Source organism: Robertmurraya phoenicis, assembly GCF_047302285.1.
Classification (GTDB): domain Bacteria; phylum Bacillota; class Bacilli; order Bacillales; family Cytobacillaceae; genus Robertmurraya.
The window spans coordinates 3,888,242-3,908,014 of record NZ_CP154845.1; the positions used below are offsets into that span (position 1 = coordinate 3,888,242).

21 protein-coding genes and 1 riboswitch are annotated in these 19,773 nt (G+C 37.5%); of the genes, 8 read left to right on the forward strand and 13 right to left on the reverse strand.

Annotated elements, in window-relative coordinates:
- Positions 1-41: 41 nt before the first annotated feature.
- Positions 42-764: an MOSC domain-containing protein gene (locus tag AA0X71_RS19485; RefSeq protein WP_413356936.1), complete on the reverse strand. Its 723-nt coding sequence runs from the start codon at positions 762-764 to the stop codon at positions 42-44.
- A gap of 247 nt (positions 765-1,011) precedes the next feature.
- Between AA0X71_RS19485 and AA0X71_RS19490 the strand changes: the two genes are divergently transcribed.
- On the forward strand, positions 1,012-2,505 hold the full coding sequence (locus AA0X71_RS19490; protein ID WP_413356937.1) for a peptide MFS transporter: 1,494 nt from the start codon (positions 1,012-1,014) through the stop codon (positions 2,503-2,505).
- 313 nt (positions 2,506-2,818) lie between these two features.
- Here the strand turns inward: AA0X71_RS19490 and AA0X71_RS19495 are convergent, their stop codons facing one another.
- The 3 genes from AA0X71_RS19495 to AA0X71_RS19505 form a co-directional block, all read right to left on the reverse strand.
- Complete coding sequence (locus AA0X71_RS19495; RefSeq protein WP_413356938.1) at positions 2,819-3,016, reverse strand: hypothetical protein; 198 nt, start codon at positions 3,014-3,016, stop codon at positions 2,819-2,821.
- A gap of 45 nt (positions 3,017-3,061) precedes the next feature.
- A complete protein-coding gene (locus tag AA0X71_RS19500) occupies positions 3,062-3,424 on the reverse strand; it encodes a YbaN family protein (protein WP_413356939.1) in 363 nt (120 codons plus the stop codon).
- Between the two features lie 90 nt (positions 3,425-3,514).
- The gene (locus tag AA0X71_RS19505; RefSeq protein WP_413356940.1) at positions 3,515-4,276 is read right to left on the reverse strand and encodes a MerR family transcriptional regulator; all 762 of its coding nucleotides are present in this window, start codon (positions 4,274-4,276) and stop codon (positions 3,515-3,517) included.
- A 149-nt stretch (positions 4,277-4,425) separates the two neighbouring features.
- On the opposite strand from AA0X71_RS19505, the gene AA0X71_RS19510 reads away from it, so the two are divergent.
- The gene (locus AA0X71_RS19510; RefSeq protein WP_413356941.1) at positions 4,426-5,040 is read left to right on the forward strand and encodes an FMN-binding negative transcriptional regulator; all 615 of its coding nucleotides are present in this window, start codon (positions 4,426-4,428) and stop codon (positions 5,038-5,040) included.
- Between the two features lie 30 nt (positions 5,041-5,070).
- On the opposite strand, the gene AA0X71_RS19515 is transcribed toward AA0X71_RS19510, so the two are convergent.
- Both AA0X71_RS19515 and AA0X71_RS19520 read right to left on the reverse strand, forming a co-directional pair.
- Complete coding sequence (locus AA0X71_RS19515) at positions 5,071-6,378, reverse strand: DUF4179 domain-containing protein (protein ID WP_413356942.1); 1,308 nt, start codon at positions 6,376-6,378, stop codon at positions 5,071-5,073.
- A 1-nt stretch (position 6,379) separates the two neighbouring features.
- Positions 6,380-6,895 carry a sigma-70 family RNA polymerase sigma factor gene (locus AA0X71_RS19520; RefSeq protein ID WP_413356943.1) on the reverse strand — a complete coding sequence of 172 codons (516 nt, stop codon included), beginning with the start codon at positions 6,893-6,895 and terminating at the stop codon, positions 6,380-6,382.
- Positions 6,896-7,081: 186 nt separating this feature from the next.
- On the opposite strand from AA0X71_RS19520, the gene AA0X71_RS19525 reads away from it, so the two are divergent.
- The 6 genes from AA0X71_RS19525 to AA0X71_RS19550 all read left to right on the forward strand — a co-directional run bounded on the left by AA0X71_RS19525 (position 7,082) and on the right by AA0X71_RS19550 (position 12,095).
- Positions 7,082-8,194, forward strand: a complete 1,113-nt coding sequence (locus AA0X71_RS19525) for an ABC transporter ATP-binding protein (protein WP_413356944.1) — start codon at positions 7,082-7,084, stop codon at positions 8,192-8,194.
- Complete coding sequence (locus AA0X71_RS19530) at positions 8,184-8,987, forward strand: ABC transporter permease (RefSeq protein ID WP_413356945.1); 804 nt, start codon at positions 8,184-8,186, stop codon at positions 8,985-8,987. Before AA0X71_RS19525 ends, AA0X71_RS19530 begins: the two co-directional genes overlap by 11 nt.
- Before the next feature lies 1 nt (position 8,988).
- A complete protein-coding gene (locus tag AA0X71_RS19535) occupies positions 8,989-9,792 on the forward strand; it encodes an ABC transporter permease (RefSeq protein WP_413356946.1) in 804 nt (267 codons plus the stop codon).
- Positions 9,789-10,862, forward strand: coding sequence for an ABC transporter substrate-binding protein (locus tag AA0X71_RS19540; RefSeq protein WP_413356947.1), 1,074 nt, complete (start codon positions 9,789-9,791; stop codon positions 10,860-10,862). The genes AA0X71_RS19535 and AA0X71_RS19540 overlap by 4 nt, the downstream gene beginning before the upstream one ends.
- Positions 10,863-11,086: 224 nt before the next feature.
- A riboswitch (cyclic di-GMP riboswitch) is annotated at positions 11,087-11,174 on the forward strand.
- 125 nt (positions 11,175-11,299) lie between these two features.
- Positions 11,300-11,647, forward strand: a complete 348-nt coding sequence (locus AA0X71_RS19545; RefSeq protein WP_413356948.1) for a hypothetical protein — start codon at positions 11,300-11,302, stop codon at positions 11,645-11,647.
- Between the two features lie 97 nt (positions 11,648-11,744).
- The gene (locus AA0X71_RS19550) at positions 11,745-12,095 is read left to right on the forward strand and encodes a DoxX family protein (RefSeq protein ID WP_413356949.1); all 351 of its coding nucleotides are present in this window, start codon (positions 11,745-11,747) and stop codon (positions 12,093-12,095) included.
- Positions 12,096-12,444: 349 nt separating this feature from the next.
- Here AA0X71_RS19550 and AA0X71_RS19555 read toward each other — a convergent pair whose 3' ends face one another.
- From AA0X71_RS19555 to AA0X71_RS19585, 7 genes are all read right to left on the reverse strand, one after another.
- Positions 12,445-12,978 (reverse strand): hypothetical protein, encoded by a 534-nt coding sequence (locus AA0X71_RS19555; protein WP_413356950.1) that lies wholly within the window; start codon positions 12,976-12,978, stop codon positions 12,445-12,447.
- A gap of 65 nt (positions 12,979-13,043) precedes the next feature.
- Positions 13,044-13,985: an SDR family NAD(P)-dependent oxidoreductase gene (locus tag AA0X71_RS19560; protein ID WP_413356951.1), complete on the reverse strand. Its 942-nt coding sequence runs from the start codon at positions 13,983-13,985 to the stop codon at positions 13,044-13,046.
- A gap of 47 nt (positions 13,986-14,032) precedes the next feature.
- Positions 14,033-14,602 carry a TetR/AcrR family transcriptional regulator gene (locus AA0X71_RS19565; protein ID WP_413356952.1) on the reverse strand — a complete coding sequence of 190 codons (570 nt, stop codon included), beginning with the start codon at positions 14,600-14,602 and terminating at the stop codon, positions 14,033-14,035.
- A gap of 86 nt (positions 14,603-14,688) precedes the next feature.
- On the reverse strand, positions 14,689-16,014 hold the full coding sequence (locus AA0X71_RS19570; protein ID WP_413356953.1) for a hemolysin family protein: 1,326 nt from the start codon (positions 16,012-16,014) through the stop codon (positions 14,689-14,691).
- A 108-nt stretch (positions 16,015-16,122) separates the two neighbouring features.
- A complete protein-coding gene (locus AA0X71_RS19575) occupies positions 16,123-16,905 on the reverse strand; it encodes a TerC family protein (RefSeq protein ID WP_413356954.1) in 783 nt (260 codons plus the stop codon).
- A 521-nt stretch (positions 16,906-17,426) separates the two neighbouring features.
- Positions 17,427-18,569 carry a trans-sulfuration enzyme family protein gene (locus AA0X71_RS19580; RefSeq protein ID WP_413356955.1) on the reverse strand — a complete coding sequence of 381 codons (1,143 nt, stop codon included), beginning with the start codon at positions 18,567-18,569 and terminating at the stop codon, positions 17,427-17,429.
- A gap of 82 nt (positions 18,570-18,651) precedes the next feature.
- The gene (locus AA0X71_RS19585) at positions 18,652-19,770 is read right to left on the reverse strand and encodes a GerAB/ArcD/ProY family transporter (RefSeq protein WP_413356956.1); all 1,119 of its coding nucleotides are present in this window, start codon (positions 19,768-19,770) and stop codon (positions 18,652-18,654) included.
- Positions 19,771-19,773 lie beyond the last annotated feature (3 nt).

Sequence of the window (19,773 nt, forward strand, 5' to 3'; positions counted from 1 at the left end):
AATTTCTTCTGAACTTAAGTTTGTGAAATGAGCCTTCATCTTTAATCTGAAAGATAAATACTATCTCCAACCGCAATATTTCCTGTTTTTACAACAGATGCATAGACGCCAAAGCAATTGTTTCGTTCTTTGTAAACAGTCTTTAGTAGTGTTGGATCGGATATTCCGTTTTCAGGGTCAATATTAATGATTTGGCAGCGTTCGCAATGCCTTTTCAAAATGATTTCTGCTTCTCCTATTTGCATCCTCTTACCAAACCATGTTTCTTCAATAAAAGGTTCATTTTCGTTTAAGGAGAGAACTAAATTAGGCCGAAACCTCCTATAGTCCACTTGCTTGCCCCAAATCTCTGACATCTTTATGAGCGAGGCCTCTGTCGTGACTAATAAATGTTCTTCTTCGATCGCTCCAAATGGAACATAGTCTGGAGAATATTGAACTGGCGTCACTTTTCTACCAGACAACTCCTCCAATTCTTCCGTTAATTTCGCTTCTTCCCATTGGTAGGTGTTACCTGATGGCGATTGTATTTTGAGGGTTGGAAAACTTTCTAAGCTTTCTTCTCCTACAAATGTGGCGTGATAGTTTGCTAGCTCTGGTACTTGTGTGAGGGTCAAGTATTTTCCAGGTCTTTTCTCGTCTAAAAAAGCATGGCTTCGATCTCCATACAAACCGTACGAAAAAACTTTCGTATTTAAGACATTTTCACCTCGAAATGATTTTACAGGATGACGCACGATTTCTTTCAATGCTCCAATTTTCACTTTATCTCCCTCTCATTCTTTTTCCTCCTATTTTACATGGATGATGTTCATTTTGGTAATGATAGTGAAACCAAATAAAGCATTATTCTGGTGATTGATATTTGAAAATAATATAAAAATTACAATTCATTCCATTTGGACCTGTGAAAACCCTTAAAAAATAGGAATTTACTCCCAATCCAACAAATTATTTTGACAATACTAAACTATTAAAAGTATTATGGAATAATGTTAAGGGGGATTCAGAATGAGTAATGAAATGAAACAGAAAATTGTGGAAAGTGTACCTCAAAAAGGATTTTTTGGTCATCCTAAAGGATTATTTACCCTTTTCTTTACAGAGTTTTGGGAGAGATTTTCTTACTATGGAATGAGAGCCATCCTTGTTTATTATATGTACTATGAGGTATCAAAAGGTGGTCTTGGTCTAGACCAGACAACAGCCTTGTCTATTATGTCTATATACGGCTCATTAGTGTATATGTCCGGTATTATCGGTGGCTGGTTAGCTGACCGTATATTGGGTACATCTAGGGCTGTTTTTTATGGTGGTATTTTGATTATGCTTGGTCATATCGCTCTTGCTATACCAGGAAATCTTACATTATTCTTTATTTCAATGGTTCTTATAGTACTCGGAACTGGTTTACTGAAGCCTAACGTATCAAGTGTTGTCGGAGATATTTATAGTGAACAAGACACACGACGTGATTCTGGTTTTAGTATTTTCTATATGGGGATTAACCTTGGTGGTTTCCTTGCACCACTTATCGTTGGTGAGGTAGGGATGAAGCATGACTTCCATTTAGGTTTCGCAATTGCTGCCGTAGGTATGTTTATCGGACTTCTATTATTTATTTTTACAAAGAAAAAGAACTTAGGACTTGCTGGTACAATTGTTCCTAACCCGATGTCAGCATCAGAGAAGAAAAAAACTTTTACAGTCGTAGGTTTATCTATTATCATTCTTGCCATCATTATTGCTTCAGCAATTCCAATGGGGCTACTTACTTTTGATAGCTTTGTAGCACTCGTTGGGATTTTAGGTATTGGCTTACCAATTATTTACTTCACTGTGATGTATCGAAGCAAGAAAACTACATCTGTAGAACGTTCTAGATTAATTGCTTATATCCCGTTATTTATTGCATCTGTGATGTTCTGGGCCATTCAAGAACAAGGGTCAACCATTTTAGCAAATTACGCAGATAAACGTACACAGCTTGAATTCGCTGGATTTTCGATTTCTCCAGCTTGGTTCCAATCTTTAAATCCATTGTTTATTATTACTTTGGCACCTATTTTTGCATGGTTGTGGATGAGGCTCGGAAAACGTCAGCCGACGATTCCACAAAAATTCTCATTTGGATTATTATTTGCTGGTTTATCCTTCCTCGTCATTTTGATTCCAGGTTATTTCGCTGGAACAGATGCGCTTGTGAATCCATTATGGCTAGTATTGAGCTATTTCATTGTTGTTCTAGGGGAATTATGTTTATCTCCAGTTGGACTATCAGCAACAACGAAATTAGCACCAGCAGCCTTCTCTGCCCAAACGATGAGCCTTTGGTTCTTATCTAACGCAGCTGCACAGGCTCTCAATGCTCAAGTCGTGAAATTCTACAAACCGGCAACAGAAATGATTTACTTTGGTGTCATCGGTGGAGCATCCATCGTATTAGCCGTCATTCTATTCCTATTCGCCCCTAAAATTCAAGGATTTATGAAGGGGATTAAATAAGAGTTCCAATTTCGGCCCCCTTTATCCTCAAGGATTAAGGGGGCCGTATTAGGATAAGCATCCCGAGTTGATATATAGGCGGAGAATTTCCGCTTAATTATCAAATATCTCTAAAAATAGCTAAAATAGACGGAGAATTTCCTCCTATCAATTCAAAAAACGTTAAAATAAGCGATTTCGCTCTGCAGAAGCGGAAAAATTCCTCTTATTTTCCCAATATGGGCACCATTGAAGTATTTAACAGGAAATTCTCCGCTTATATTACGTTTGCTGAATTCGTAGCAGAAGACCAAGACATCTCATTTAAAAGAACCTATTGGCTAGCTCTTTTCCGATGATTTAAATCAATCACCAATTCCCCGATCCCCATTGCAATCAATCCATTAAGTAAGGCGAATAATGGAATCACTGCTTCTCCACCATGTTTTGAAAAAATCGACATCAAAACTAAGACGATGCTAAATAATACAAAGGCCAATCCTAATATATATAACGCGCGACCAACGAACATTTACCTCATCCTTTTTTAAAGTATTTATGTATTTTTCATTCAAAGCTATTTTATAGTTTTAATCTTATAAATGAAATAATAGTATTTATACACTACTACTAAAATAAGCATCACTCGTACAAACCATTTATCAACCGAAAAAAAGGCAATTGCAATCATACTATCCGCAAAAACATTTAATGTAATTTTCTGTTTGAGAGTCATCGATTTATTATTCACGAATCCCTCTAAATGCTTCTTAAAGATCTCCGTTCCCTTAAACCATACCGCGAATTTTTCCGATCCTTTTACAAAACAGTAGGATGCTAACAGCAGTAGAGGCGTTGTTGGGATAACAGGTAAAATAATGCCTATTAGGCCTATTCCTAAACTTAAAAAACCAGCACAGATGAATAATAATTTTGTCATCTTTTTAATACGATCACCCTCAAGACAAGTCTATTACAATCATTATAAACGAAAAATCGACCGGGAGTCCCCAGTCGATTATTTTGTTTCTTAGTTTTGTCCAGTGTAAATATGAATAGCATCTCTTAAGAATGCTGCAGTTCCAGGCTGTTCCTTATCATAGTAAACTGTAAATCTTTCGTCGTCGACATACATTTGAGCAAGGCCTGCGTGAGCTTCTTTACTATACTCAGTCCAGTAATATGTGAGCCATTGTTTGTGCAATTCAGCTGCCTTTTGCGCAAGTTCCCCTGCAGGATCTCCTGTTTTAAAGGCTTTAGCCAATGTAGTTCGCACTGCCGATTCAAGCTTCGTCACGGCCTCATAATCTTCTTGACTCATATTCATCAACTTCGCATTTGATTGATTAACCGCTTCTTCCCCATATTTTTCACGAATTTCTTTTCCATATTTCTGTTCGTTCTCTTCCACCATCTTTTTCTTAAAGCCTTCAAATTTTTCCTGATCACTCATGGTCATTCTCCCTTCTGATGAAGCAATTGTTTTTTCTACATTTGTAATAAGCAGATCTAGCCGCTTTCTTTTTTCTAACAGTTGTTCCCGATGTTCTTTCAATGCCTGCTCAGCATCAAATGTAGGAGAAGTGATAATCTCCTTAATCGTCTCTAAAGCGATACCCAATTCCCGATAAAAAAGAATTTGCTGCAATCGGTCTACTTCCTTTTGACCATAAATACGATATCCCGATGAATTGGTCCTTGCCGGGGACAAAATACCGATTTCATCATAATAACGTAGTGTTCTAGAACTGACTCCTGCCAGTTGAGCTAGCTTTTGCACCGTATACTCCAAACTGCTCACCTCCTTATGTCTTTACGATACAGTTTGACGTAACGTAAAGGTCAATAAGTTTTTAAAAGAAATTTTTCTTCATTGTAAAAAGAGAGGAATTCCACTTATCATTACCGAATATTGAATATATTGAAAGGAGCCAAAAACTCATGTATACTCCCTCTTATTTTAAAATCGATGACGAAGGAAAAATGTTCTCTATTATAAAAGATCATAGCTTCGCAACACTTTTTTCAATTCACAATGGTACCCCCGTTGCTACTCATTTACCGCTAGTCTTGAACAAAGAAAACACATATTTATACGGGCATTTTGCTCGACCTAATCCACAGTGGAAAGATATAGGAGGTCAGACAATCCTAGCTATTTTTCATGGTCCCCATTGTTATATATCTCCATCTTGGTATGAATCAAATCAAGCTGTTCCCACTTGGAACTACGTAACCGTTCATGTATATGGAGAAGTTGAACTAGTCGTGAACAATGAGGAGTTAAACGATTCCCTTCATGAGATGGTATCAAAATACGAATCTCCGAATAGCTCGTACCATTTGCAAGATGTAGACGCTGCATATCTTTCTGGTATGAACAAAGGTATCCAAGGATTTAAAATAAAGATTAATCGAATGGAAGGAAAGGCTAAATTAAGTCAAAACCATCCTGATGAGAGACAGCAATTAATCGCAAATCACCTTGAGCAAAGTTTAAGAACTGACGAACAAGAGATTGCTCTATTAATGAAAGAGAACCTAAAAAAGCAGTAAAGCCGTGACATATTAGGTCACGGCCTTGATTTATTTGATCCTTATTTTCTCTTCTCCTTGAATCCACTCTGGGAAAGCGGACAATTCGAATGTAATCGGATTAGGATAGCTTTTCAAATTGGAAATTTCCACTCCCATCATGGCATAACCTTCACTATATCCTCTCCAAAAAGTTGAATCCGTATCTATTTTCTTTCCTTCTCCATCAAACACTTCATTAAAAAGCCCGTATGGGAATTCTTTCTCTGTATATAAGTTTAAACGGATCTCACGCCCTGATATTTCAAGGTCTCTTAATTTATTCCCCTTTGGCTGATTTATAATTTCTCCCTTTTCCGTATCCACAACAAGCGCACTATTTTCTTTATCAAGGGCCTGAATTTTACTGAAAGCCAGATACATCTCCTCAGGCTCATTAAAATAATTACTTTGTAAATAAAAAATCCACTCATGATCTGAAATACTGCTTGTGGTAAACCCATTTTGGATTTTTGACCAAACCTCACCATTTTCGTCTACGAGACGAATATCCTCAAATGCTAGCAACTTCTTATTATTATTCGGATCCGCCTTGACATGAACAGCCACTCTAAGTGGGTACACAGTCGCCTCTATAAAATCGATCTTTTGTCCTTCGATTGTTACTGTTTTATTAATCCCAAACGTCTTTTTCTCTTTAATCTCCCCTTTTAATGTAAAAGGAAGAGAATAAGTTTCACCTTTCAATTTTACTTCAATCTCCAACTCTCTATCAGTTAATGGTTCGTCTACGAAGAAATATTCCATTGTTCCGTTAAAGGTTTTTTCTCCTTTGTCAGAATAATGCGCATTACCAAAAAAAGACATACCATACTCCACTTCTTCCCCTTCCCAATTTTTCAGGAAGACCTCTTCCATTATAAGTTCCTTTTGCTTCTCATCTGAATTTAACGTATAAAATAGCACTAAGCCATTTTCATCCACAATCGCCCCATCAATCACAATCTCGATCCCATTCTTTTTCTCCGACACTCCAATTGGCTCGTAATAGTCATGTTCAATCGCCGTCATCATCCCTTTATCATGGCGAATCAACTCAACAATCTTTTCCATGCCGGGAATTTCAGCAATATAGCTTGCAAAAGCAGGAGACACTCTTATCGATGTGAAAAAAATCAAAAATAAGGCAGCAATCATTGCGGCACTCGACCACCATTTTTTCCGAACTCCTCTCTTTTTTTCATTCCGAGCTTTGCGAAAACCCGCTTCAATGGCTTGATCAAGCTGTTCTTCTTGCAGCGCCAATTGTCCTAAACCTTGATTATATTTATCTAGCTTTTCTTCTTCATTTGAAAGCATGTTAGTTCTCTCCCTTCTCGGAAAATTTTGTTCTCATCGATTGCAATGCTTTATGGAGCCATGTCTTAATCGTGCCTTCTGGGCAATCCATTTCAGAAGCAATCTCCTTAATTTTCAATCCATTTAAGTACTTGAGTGTAATCAGTTCCCGCGAACGAGTATCTAAACTTTGTAACACGTCCTCAACTTCAAGTGAATCATGCGAGTCTGTCACTCCTTGTGCCATTAAATACTCCTCATTCAACACTTCTCGTTTCTTTTTCCTTAGCTGATCGTGACAATAATTAATCATTATTCGAATAAGCCATGTCTTAAAATAGGCAGGCTCCTTTATCTTTCTCATACTTTTATAGGCACGGTAGGTCACTTCCTGCACAGCTTCAAGCGCTTCTCCTTCGTTTCTCAAATAGGAAAGTGCCGTTTTGTATAAGTCAATCTTGTGTATTTTTATAAGCTCTAAGAACGCTTCATCATTCCCAGATATCGCTTTTTTGACTAACTGCTCATTCGTCGTCAAGTCCTTCCCCCCTACTCTCTATCTATTAGACTGTCGAAATTCAAAAAGGTTTTAACATTTTTTCCGAAAAATATGGAATATGGTCTCATTTCATGTATAATTATTCCGAATTGGTTTCTTATCAATCATCAAAGTCAATCCTATCATAGGTTTATCAAATTTTTGCACGAGGGAGGTTGCCATGTTTTGAAAAGCGAAACAATTATTCAATTTCAACATGTAACAAAACAATATGATAACGATCCACCAGTCCTTAATGATGTAAGCTTTGAGATCGAGCGTGGAAAATTTTATACCTTGCTTGGTCCTTCAGGTTGTGGAAAAACAACGATTTTGCGTTTAATCGCAGGATTTACGGAAGCCACACAAGGGGATATTTTCTTTAACGAGAAAAAGATTAACAATGTTCCTGCCAACAAAAGACAGGTCAATACCGTTTTTCAAGATTATGCTCTGTTCCCTCATCTAAATGTGTACGAAAATGTCGCATTTGGATTACGGATTAAGAAAATGAATCACATTGAGATAGATCAGAAAGTAAAGGAAGCCCTTAGCTTCGTGAATCTTAAAGGCTATGAAAATCGTGAAATTAGAGAAATGTCTGGTGGTCAAAGACAACGTGTGGCCATTGCAAGAGCGATTGTTAATGAGCCAGAGGTCATCCTATTAGATGAACCACTTTCCGCTTTAGACTTGAAGCTTCGATATGAAATGCAATATGAACTTCGTGAACTTCAACAACGTCTTGGAATTACCTTTATTTTCGTCACACATGATCAAGAGGAAGCTCTTGCCATGTCAGATGAAATATTCGTTATTAACGAAGGGAAAATTCAGCAAAGTGGGACTCCAAAGGATATTTACGATGAACCAATCAACCGATTTGTTGCTGACTTCATCGGCGAGTCTAATATTTTGAAAGGCCGTATGCTTGACGACTACCTTGTTGAATTTGTTGGAAAACAGTTCGAATGTGTGGACCAAGGATTAGATAAAAATGAGACGGTGGAAATCGTTATCCGTCCGGAGGATTTAGAAATTACAACTCTGGAAAAAGGAAAACTACAAGTGCGTGTAGATTCGCAATTATTCCGTGGCGTTCATTATGAGATTAGCTGCTATGATAAGGACGGTAACGAATGGCTCGTCCATTCCACAAAGACAGCTAATGTGGGTGATGAAATCGGTCTTTATTTCGACCCTGAGGCCATTCACGTTATGCGTTTAGGAGAAACAGAAGAGGAATTTGACAAACGACTAGAAGCTTATACTGATGGAGAAGAAGACCATGGAGAATAAGCTCACCCGCAATCTATACATGGTCCCTTATGCGTTGTGGATTGCTTTGTTCGTCATTGCACCGATTATTCTTGTCCTTTATTATTCCTTCTTCGATGTTGAAGGCAATCTTTCGCTTATTAACTACCAGAACTTTTTCACACCTGTGTATTTAAAAATGACCTTAAGCTCCTTTTGGTATGCGTTTTTAATTACTCTCTTTTCGTTATTGGTTGCTTATCCAACCGCATACCTACTAACGAAAACAAAGCATAAGCAATTATGGCTCTTATTGATTATCGTTCCTTCTTGGATTAATTTACTTTTAAAAGCATATGCATTTCTTGGGATTTTCGGTACTTATGGGGTCACGAATAGCTTTTTAGAAGTGATTGGAATTGGTTCACAGCAAATTCTCTTTACTGATTTCAGCTTTATTTTTGTATCGGTCTATATTTTTATCCCATTTATGATCTTGCCGATCTTTAATGCGTTAAACGAATTAAATCCAACCTTACTTGATGCCGCGAATGATTTAGGCGCATCTAAATGGACGACATTCCGACGGGTCATTTTCCCATTAACACTCGATGGGGTAAAAGCTGGCTGTCAGGTTGTCTTTATTCCTGCGCTATCTCTATTCATGCTTACTCGCTTAATTGCTGGAAACCGTGTCATTACATTGGGTACGGCGATTGAGCAGCATTTCCTAGTAACGCAGGATTGGGGTATGGGTTCAACGATTGCCGTATTCTTGATTATTATTATGTTCCTCTTTATGACGATAACTGGAACTAGAAAGCGGGGTATGTAAGTTGGAAAGAAAGATATCCCCTTTATCGAAACTATTTTTACTGATGATCTTTTTCATTCTTTATGCACCGATTTTCTTCCTAGTGTTCTACTCCTTTAACAGCGGTGGAACGATGTATAACTTTGAAGGATTTACATTGGATTGGTATCGGGAATTATTCCAGGATACAAGACTTTTAATTATTGTTTTAAATACACTGGTGATTGCCCTTTTATCCGCCTTAATCTCGACGATTATTGGGGTATTAGGAGCTCTTAGCATTTATCAAGTGAAAAAACGAAGAGCAAAAAATACAATTCTTTCATTAAATAATGTATTAATTGTAAGCCCAGATGTTATCATCGGTGCTTCATTCCTCATTTTATTTACAATGGTAGGAATTAAGCTCGGATTTTATTCTGTTCTTCTTTCCCATATTGCCTTTAGCATCCCGATTGTCGTATTAATGGTTCTGCCAAAGTTAATGGAAATGAGTCCTACATTAATTGATGCGGCACGAGATTTAGGAGCAAGTAGCTTGAACGTGTTGACGAAAGTCATTTTACCGTTCATAACACCTGGGATCTTTGCCGGCTTTTTCATGGCATTAACGTATTCACTCGATGATTTCGCCGTTACCTTTTTCGTAACAGGAAATGGATTTTCCACCCTTTCTGTCGAAATCTATTCTTTAGCACGTAGAGGGATCTCATTAAACATCAATGCTCTCTCCACACTGCTATTCTTATTCACAATTCTCCTTGTTGTGATTTATTACTTTATTACACAACGTAACAAGGCTCAGGTTGGAGGGATTCGGAAATGAATAAACTAATCCGTGTCTTTATGACTGTTGTAATAGCTTCCCTACTACTGTTATTTGCGATTAATCGCTTGAATTCAGCAGAGGGATTCTCAAGTGGGAATACATTAACGGTTTATAATTGGGGCGACTATATTGACGATGAACTCATTGACCGTTTTGAAGAAGAAACGGGGATCAAAATCATCTATGAAACCTTTGATTCAAATGAAGCAATGTTAACGAAAATTCAACAGGGTGGTACGACTTATGATATTGCCGTTCCATCTGAATATATGATTGCGAAAATGCAAGAGGAAGACTTGTTGATCCCTTTGGATCATTCAAAGCTTCCAAATCTTAAAAATATCGATGAACGTTTCATGGATTTACCATTTGATCCAGACAATAAATATTCCATTCCTTATTTTTGGGGTACAGTAGGAATCGTTTACAATCGTGAAATGCTCGGAGATATGGAGATTACGAGCTGGAATGATCTTTGGAACCCCGCCTTTGAAAATGATATATTGTTAATTGATGGAGCTCGTGAAATTATCGGGATGGGCTTAAACAGCTTAGGCTATTCCTTAAATGATACAAATGTCAAACATTTAGAGAAAGCAAAAGCAAAACTTGATACGCTTACTCCAAATATCAAGGCAATTGTTGGAGATGAAATCAAAATGCTCATTGCGAGTGAAGAAGCTTCTATTGGTCTTGTTTGGTCTGGTGATGCAGCCGATATGATGTGGGAAAATGAAAACCTTGATTATGTTGTACCATCAGAAGGTTCGAATCTTTGGTTTGATAATATGGTCATTCCCAAAACAGCCAAAAATATAGAGGGTGCACACGAATTCATCAATTTCATGCTTGATGCAGAGGTCGCTGCCCAAAATACCGAGTGGGTTAGCTACTCCACTCCAAATAAAGAGGCGCTTCAATACATGCCCGAAGAAATGGTTGAAGACGAACGCTTCTATCCATCACCAGAATTAACGGAAAAGCTTGAAGTCTACGAAAACCTCGGAAAGAAAAACCTAGCCCTGTATAATGATTTATTCTTGCAATTTAAAATGCACCCTAAATAACCATAATAGGTCGTAAGTGGAAAATCCCCCACTTGGGACCTATTTTTTTCGACAAAAATCACTTATATTAAAAAATTATTTAAAAAAACCCCCAAAACCAGTCAAAAAATGTCGAAATATATATATTTATAGGTTATAATAGTGAAATAAATGATTCTATTTCACCAGGCGAATAATCAAGGTTCCTCACATTGACCTATTGCCTTAGAAAATTGAATCCATAAAGGTTAATTTGGCAAAGCCATTGAAAAATGGGGACGCAAAGCTATAGGGGCTAAAGTATATCACATACCATGCCAGCCAGTTGCATGAAAGAAGACATAGTTTAAATGTTCCCTCATGCCAATGAGGGATTTTTTATGTTGAACATCATTTGCTTCCTTGATTACGATCCGCTTTGCAGATAACTTAAATTTTGGTTTAAAGGGGAATGTAATTTGAAAGTATTAAATCAATCAACACGGTATGATTTGCTTCGTGCCCAATTCAGTTTGGATTCAAAAACGATTATGAATGATGAAATGAAAAATTCGCTTAACCGAATTTTTTCGTATGTGTTTAACCACACAAAAATTATGTATATCGAGTTTATCGATGAAAAGATTTGCTGTGGTTATATTAAATATCACCATTCAAAACAATTTGAAGAAATCAGCTATATGGAAACATTAAAGGATATTAAGCACTTTAACAATTATGTTCAAAACATAAAGTCTATTAAAAATGCCCCAAATATTAAACCTTCGATTATCAATTATTCCTTCTGGATGAAATTAGATAATTGACTCAAAAGCGACCTTATCTGGTCGCTTTTTTTTGAGGATAAAATATCTCTCATGGTTTGTCCCACTCTATCATATAGTGTTGATGAGGAGGGATATGATGAATACAATGAATCTCGTTCGATATTCGGTCGGATATGTGTTTACTATCTCCGGTCTTATGAAACTGGTAAACACAGAAATGAGCCATACATTTATTGATCTTGGATTACCATTTCCACTTTACTTTATGTATGTTCTCGCATTAACCGAGGTCATTTGCGGGCTACTTATTTTAGCAAAAAAACATGTTCGTACAGCTTCTATACCATTAATACTGATTATGATTGCAGCTCTCATCCTTACCAAATTTCCATTGCTCCATCAAGGAATCCTGACCTTTGCTTTTCAAGCCCGCCTAGACTTGGTCATGTTAGCACTTGTTGCCATTCTTTATAAAAGTCATCGATAGGGTTGGGGCGTCGCGGAACAAAGCTCCTACAAAATGTAGGAATTCCGGTTTGTCTAATTCGTTCCAAACATCTCTTACCCTTAAGCGGAATTTTTCCTGTTATCTCCTCAATGAAGTCCATTTTAGGGAAATTAACGGAAGATTTTCCGCTTATGGAGGGCAAAATCGTTTATTTGGGCATTTTTTGAGGGAATAGCAGGAATTTTTCCTGTTATTTCGGCTCTTTTTCATGATGGTTGCTCATTAAGCGGAATTTTTCCTGTTATTTTTTCATACCGATACTACTACCGCTTATACGAACACTTATCCACAAATCGAGGGAATTCCCGGACAACCAAAAAGCAGCTTATTACGTCTTAAAAAATGTAATAAGCTGCTTATCTTCAAAGCTAAGAGGATAGGCGATTTTGTACTTACTAACATCGATTCGTGTGTCTAACGTACTATCCCTCGGCTGATTTTCTTCTGAATCCCAACAAGAATACACTTCAATCGTTTCCCCAACAACTAACTGTTCCTTTAAATAAGCAAACAATTCCTTAAAACACTTTTCATTGCATTGATATTGAATTCGATTTTGAAAATAATCCTCTCCAGTCAATTGAAAAGACCCACCCAATTCATAAATATAACGTTTATTCATCGGCAATTTCGTTTTTAAAGATAAATCCTGCAGCTCGCTAACCGTCACAAAGGCAAAATCCACTTCCGTTTCATATACTTTAACCCACTCGTCTTCAAGGTCTGAAAGGTCTAAAATATTTCGCAAGTCATTTTTATTTTTTGGCTTTGGAATATCTCTCATCTTTTTTAACGTATATTTTTCTCCATAATTCCCTAAAGGGAGCGGTTTATCCGCCCCCACATAATGATACAAGGTCATTAATTCCTCACCCATTCATATAGGATCATCACATTTATTGTAGCATTATTTTATTGAAGATTCTGTTATTTATTCTCATTATTTCTCATGTACTCAATTGTCTGCCTTAAGCCTTCTTGATAAGACGTGCGGGGAACTTCACCAAACACCTTTTCATATTTCGAGCCGTCGAGCACAACTGGCTCCTCATTTAAATAAAACATTTCCACTGCTTCACGCATCATTGGATTAAACAGCCCTAAAAATCGAATCATGTTTTTTGAAATGGTTGAAACTCCTTTTGCATAACCCGTTAACTGCCGTGAAATTTCGATGAGCTCATTCCCAGATATCGTACCGTAAGCTGGTATATTCCAGTTTTGCCCATAACTCCCTTCATCAATTGCCAAATTAACGATCGCTTTCGCGCCATCCGGAGTAAAAATAAACTCTCTCTTCATTTCTTGATTGCCGACATAACCGGCTCTTTTCCCTTTAACAATACCATCAAGTGTATAATAAAGCAGAGAACTCTCCGCATTTGGACCATAGAAATCAGGAAAATGAGCAATTAAGGCTTCCACATCGGATTGTTTAATAAGGTTTTCCACATTTAAGCGAATACGTCCCTTTTTCGTATGGGGATTCTTCGGGAATTCTTCTGTTACCATTTTGCCACCACTTCGACCGTAGGCGTAAATATTATCAACAACTGCAAGCTTTGCCCCATTTTCCCTTGCAGCAATTAAAATATTTCTCATAAACAACTCCAGTTTTTCTTCCCATTCCGGATATGGAATATTTGCCGATTGAAAGATCACATCCACATCATATGCTGCTTTTTTGAGATCTTCCACCTGAAAAATATCCCCTGTAAAGATCGTCACATTCTGCTCCTTTCCATACAGTTTTTCTAACTTCGCTTTCGTTCGTGCAAATGCCGTAACTTTAATCCCCCTCTCTAATAGCTCACGCACAATCGAAAATCCCATTCCCCCAGATGCCCCTAATACGAGTGCTCTTTTCATTTATATTCCTCCCTTTTTGACCACTGGTCAATTATACGCAAAAAAAATTACTGAATGGCTTTTATCAGAAAATTAGCATGCGCTTCTGCCAAACCCTTCACTTCTTCAAACCCGATGACATGTCTGCAATAATGCGTCACAAAGCCATGTAATGAAAGAAAAATCGACCATACATCTTGTATCTTTACATTCTTTCCGCATAAGGAATAAACACTTTTTGCGAAATTTTCATAAGTATGATTCGGTTCCTGATTGATAAAGTTTCTTACTTCTTCATCTTTGATAAGGAACATAATTTCATAATGACTTTGATAGGTTAGACCGAACTCTATATAGCCAATAAATATTTGCTTCAGTTTTTCATGAGGCTCTAGTTCTTTCTCCATAATTTTCTCTAAAACTATATTTAACATGGAAAAATGACTTTCTACTAATGCATAAAACAGTTCTGCCTTATTTTTAAAATGATAGTAAAGTGCTCCATGACTGTACCCTAATTCCTTCGCAATTTGTCGCATCGATACGTGCTGGTATCCTTTTTCTGAGAATAGTTCTCTTGCTGCATCCATAATCATTTCTCTTGTTAGTTCTTGTTGTACAGCCCTTCTCGGTGACATAATACCCTCCTTCATTCATTGTTTAGTTACAGTGTATAACTTTTTTAACCAGTGGTCAATTAAAATAAGGAAAAAGGAGGAATTTTTCATTCCTCCTCTTCCTCGTCTAGCGCTGTTACTTTGACCTTCACAATTCGGCGCTCCTTGATTTCTTCGACAGCAAACAGATGATTCTCATATTCAATCGTTGGACTTTCTTCAGGATCAGGAATATAACCGAGTTGTCCTATAATAAACCCGCTTAATGTGCCATAGTCTTCTGTCGGGAAATCCACTTTTAACATATCTTCCACATCGTCCAAATCAGTTGTTCCCATCATCATGTAATTATTCTCATCGATCTGTTCAATTTCCTCGTAATCCAACTCTGGCTCATCGTATTCATCAAAAATATTGCCGACAATTTCCTCTAATATATCTTCCATCGTCACAATACCATCTGTGCCACCATATTCATCAATAGCAATTGCCATATGAACTTTGTTTTTTTGCATATCCTTAAATAAATGATCGATCCCCACTGATTCAAGAACATAAAAAGGTTCTCTGATGAGTTCGTTTAAATTAAAGTTGTTCTGATCGCCATTTTCAATAAACGAAAAAAGATCCTTCACATGGAGAATCCCAACAATGTGGTCAATATTTTCTTCATAAACAGGAAATCTCGTGTATTTTTCTACATTCGCTACATGAACAGCCTCTTGAAAACTTAAATCACTTGAGATCGCCACAATATTCGTTCGGTGTGTCATAATATCAGAAACGGTTTTGTTATCAAATTCAAATATATTATTTATCATTTCCTTTTCTGTTGCCTGAATCGTTCCTCTCTCTTGCCCTACATCGACCATCATACGAATTTCTTCTTCCGTTACCTCTTCCCCCTCTGCATTTGGATCCACTCCGAATAGCCTAACAATTAAATGAGTCGAAAAAGTCAGGAACCGAACAAATGGGGATGTGATTTTCGAAAGAATGGCCAATGGTCTTGCCGCTAAAAGAGAGATTTGCTCAGCCTTCGTAACAGCCAGCCTTTTCGGAACAAGTTCACCTAATACAAGCGTGAAATAAGATAAAATTAAGGTAATGATGATCGTAGCAATTACTTCAAGGAGCTGTCGTTCCATTGGTAACTTAACATATTTATTTAAGGAATTTGACATCATTCCCACAAAATTTCTCGATGCAAAGGCGCTAGCCATTAACCCTGATAATGTGATCCCAATTTGAATGGTTGCGAGAAAACGACTTGGTTCAGATAAAAGCTTCTGAACCAATTTTGCTTTTTTATCGCCTTCTTCAGCCAATTGTTTGATGCGGCTATCACTCAAGGAGACTAACGCCATCTCTGAACCTGCAAAGAATGCATTTAAGACAATAAGTATAGCTAGAATTATGATTTCAACACCCAAGAAAGTCACCTACCAAAATAGCCTAAAAAATTGATATTCTTTTTATACTATACCCTGACCTTCAAGGGGTTATTATGTTTCGCTATCTAGGATTCACTTTTTTCGTTTTTACACTGTAGGTGTTTCGTTTTCCACACTCTCTTTATCCTTTGATAAAAACCAACCTGCAGCAGCAATTCCAATTAAGACTGTATAGAAAATAAGCTTCCATAGTGTAGAGTGTGCAAACTCATATGAAATGATAGCGATATCTGGATGTGATAACGTTAAGACAACGAGCTTTACTCCAACCCAACCGACAATGGCAAATGCAGCTAATTCTAATCCAGGTCTAGCATGGAGTAACTTCACAAACATGTTTGCAGCATATCTCATAATAATGACACCGATTAAACCTCCAGCGAAAATGACGAGAAATTTACCGCCATCCATTCCACCGATATTGGGGAGATTCGTATTCGGAAGTGTCATCGCTAAAGCGACAGCGGCTAAAATCGAATCAACTGCAAAAGCAATATCTGCAAGCTCTACTTTAAAGACAGTCAACCAAAATCCAGATTTCTTTTTCGGCTTTTCTTCAACAACCTCTTCGTCCACCCTTTTCATTATCAGTTTTCGAACGATATGATTAATGGCGATGAATAGTAAGTAGACAGCACCAATCGCCTGAACTTGCCAAACGTCGACGAGAAATGAAATAACAAATAAAGAAACAAAGCGGAAAACAAAAGCACCGGCTAATCCATAGAATAGAGCCTTTCTTCTTTCTTCCTCCGGGAGATGCTTTACCATGATCGCTAAAACGAGCGCATTATCTGCTGCTAAAAGTCCTTCTAATGCAATAAGTAAAAGTAATACCCAACCGTACTCCAATAAAATCGATATATCCATTTTTTAAAATTCCTCCTATTTCGTTTATGTTCTTAGTTTTACCGAATTTCAGTTAATTCACATCCGCAACACCTTCCTTGTCCTCACCAAAACGAGAAAAGGCCTTTACCAATATTGGTAAAGGCCTGAAAAAAACGAAAAGACCTTTACCCTGTTATTGGTAAAGGTCTTGCTAACTACGGATTGAAATGCCCGTTAGCCAACAAAGCCGAGAGACAAATGCCTCCGAAATGACGACTTTGCTGTTAAAGCTACTCCCCTTTAGGAGAACGATTAATTTATATTTTTACTATACTCGAATTACTAACTATACGTCAATCATTTTTTAGCAAAATGGTAAAATTGGAGCATTAAACCATTTTTAGCCTTTTGCGATATGGGTGATACTATTCTCTAAAGGAGGAATGGGTATGACAAACGATTCAAAAGGACGAACGAAAAATAAAAACGTGGCCAATTTCAGTAGCGCCACCTTTAGAAGGCTTGCCCTTTCCCGATTGGGACGACCAAAGAAAAACTCTCTACTTTAGCGCTTTTTCAATCGCTTCTGTGAAAACCTGTATGATGTCATCTGAATGCTCAATCCCAACTGATATTCTTACTACTTCCATCGTAATCCCTAACTCATCACATACTTCTTTCGGAAGGGCGCGATGGGAGGTCGTTAATGGATGTGAAACCGTTGTCTCAACTCCAGCAAGAGTAGGGGCAATTTTCACCCATGATAATGATTTAAAAAAGGCACTTGTATCGACTTGAGTTCCTAGTTTTATCGTAACCATAGCTCCATAGCCTGTATGAGACTCAGCGAATGGATAATAAACTTTTTCGATATTAGGATTCCTGTTAAGAGCTTCAGCTAATTGTTGCGCATTTTGCGATTGACATTTCATGCGTAGAGCTAATGTTTTTAGTCCCCGACTTGTTAACCATGCTTCAAATGGACTCACATTTGCACCAAGATTGACTACCTTTGCTCGAGCTTTTGCGATTAAGTCAACTCTGCCCACTAACACACCAGCTGTCACATCACTGTGTCCCCCAATGTATTTCGTTGCACTATGTACGACTAAATCAACTCCAAGCTCATAGGGGTTACAGTGAAAAGGAGTCGCAAAAGTATTATCAATAAGGGTTAATAAATTATGTTTTTTCGCAAGAGCTACGACGCCATGTAAATCTTCTACTCTCAGTAGTGGATTAGTTATCGACTCTGTATAAAGCATTTTCGTATTTTCTTGAATTGATTTTTCAACCTCTACTAGATCAGTGAAAGACAAAAAAGTTGTCTCAATCCCTAAATTATGAAGTTCTTCTTTCAACAGATGAAAGCTTCCTCCATATAAATCTTCTGCGGCAATGATATGCTCGCCACTTTTTACAACGGCTAGTACCCCTGCCAAAATCGCTGATAACCCTGAGGAGGTCGCAATCCCCGCTGGCGCACCTTCAATGGCAGCTACGGCCGCACCTAGTTCATCAGGATTAGGATTTCCAGTTCGAGAATATAAGTAATTCCCTTCACCTTGATAGTAACCTTCAAGTTCTTCTAAGTCCTTGAATACAAAGGCAGAAGTTTGATATATAGGAGTTACTTTACTCTTTATTGACTTCTCATTATGTTGAACTGGATGCAATAATACGGTCTCAAACTTCTTTTCCAAAACATTCACCTTCTCCCATAAATTCCACAACTACAAATTGATCATTAGATCAAACTTGTCGGAATTGCAAGTGAATAATTTGTCATGCCTTTGAATCTTCGCTAACTTGTATATTTTTGACCTTCTTTTTAAATATTTTCCGTAAAAGCAGGATCAGGATCGGGAGACTAATCGTTATTCCCATCGCAACCCAAATCCAGTACGTTTCTAATAATTCAATTGCCCGTGCATGATCAAATACAAACCAATACCCAAAGCCTCCTAACATGAGGGCATTAGGAATGATAACCGGTCGATAATCCTTTAATCCCAACAGTCTTTGAAGAGCAATAGATGAACAAAGAAGCGTAATCATAATTTGGGTAATGGAAGATAAGGCAAAAAAGGCGATCATAATCATTTCATATCGATGGAAGAATACACCGATTTGTGCACTTCGAGCCATCTGCATGCAAGAGACAAAATATTGGGCAGCTACTTCAGCCGTTAACACCCCTGCCTCTAGAATCGGCCAAATAAGGACAAATAGACCTCCATAAATGATTCCTGCCATACCAGACTTCGTCCATGTTTTCTCATTTTTAACATAGGGAAGTAGCATCGTTGCCATCATCGTCGCTAACGCCCAATCCGCATCATGATGCCTACTCGCCCAAAGTGTATTATAAAAACCTGATTGAAATGTAGGTAAAAGTTCTCTTACATCGAAATCCTGAACGGAACCTAAAATGATTAAAATATTCAAGCATAAAACAGAAAAAACCCCGAGTAGGGCCATTCTACTAATAACCTCAAGACCAAAAAATATGCCATATATACCGATAAAAAGGGCAGCCAATACCACAACAAGCAGCGGGGATTCTGGCAAAAAGAAATCCTTAATATGATAAACAAAAGTAGCTAGTATTCCACCAAAGGCAAAAAGAAAAAATACAAACACCATTGCTGCAACCAGCTTCGAAAACCATTTTCCAACCAATTTCTCACTGTGCTGGATGATGTCCTTATCTGGCATTTTTTTAATCAGATATACGACTAAGGTCATCACTAATAGACCTTGAAGAACGGCGAGAATCGTGGCAATCCACATATCACTACCTACTTCTCTCGCCATAGAGCCTTGTGTAAGTCCGATCGCCTTTGCATACACGAGATTAATAATGATCGCCATAAACATTCCATTTGTAATTTGAACCTTCATATG

Coding starts and splice junctions, on each gene's coding strand:
- AA0X71_RS19490 (WP_413356937.1), top strand. CDS start 1,012: ATGAGTAATGAAATGAAACAGAAAATTGTGGAAAGTGTACCTCAAAAA.
- AA0X71_RS19495 (WP_413356938.1), bottom strand. CDS start 3,016: ATGTTCGTTGGTCGCGCGTTATATATATTAGGATTGGCCTTTGTATTA.
- AA0X71_RS19500 (WP_413356939.1), bottom strand. CDS start 3,424: ATGACAAAATTATTATTCATCTGTGCTGGTTTTTTAAGTTTAGGAATA.
- AA0X71_RS19510 (WP_413356941.1), top strand. CDS start 4,426: ATGTATACTCCCTCTTATTTTAAAATCGATGACGAAGGAAAAATGTTC.
- AA0X71_RS19515 (WP_413356942.1), bottom strand. CDS start 6,378: ATGCTTTCAAATGAAGAAGAAAAGCTAGATAAATATAATCAAGGTTTA.
- AA0X71_RS19530 (WP_413356945.1), top strand. CDS start 8,184: ATGGAGAATAAGCTCACCCGCAATCTATACATGGTCCCTTATGCGTTG.
- AA0X71_RS19540 (WP_413356947.1), top strand. CDS start 9,789: ATGAATAAACTAATCCGTGTCTTTATGACTGTTGTAATAGCTTCCCTA.
- AA0X71_RS19550 (WP_413356949.1), top strand. CDS start 11,745: ATGAATACAATGAATCTCGTTCGATATTCGGTCGGATATGTGTTTACT.
- AA0X71_RS19555 (WP_413356950.1), bottom strand. CDS start 12,978: ATGACCTTGTATCATTATGTGGGGGCGGATAAACCGCTCCCTTTAGGG.
- AA0X71_RS19560 (WP_413356951.1), bottom strand. CDS start 13,985: ATGAAAAGAGCACTCGTATTAGGGGCATCTGGGGGAATGGGATTTTCG.
- AA0X71_RS19565 (WP_413356952.1), bottom strand. CDS start 14,602: ATGTCACCGAGAAGGGCTGTACAACAAGAACTAACAAGAGAAATGATT.
- AA0X71_RS19575 (WP_413356954.1), bottom strand. CDS start 16,905: ATGGATATATCGATTTTATTGGAGTACGGTTGGGTATTACTTTTACTT.
- AA0X71_RS19585 (WP_413356956.1), bottom strand. CDS start 19,770: ATGAAGGTTCAAATTACAAATGGAATGTTTATGGCGATCATTATTAAT.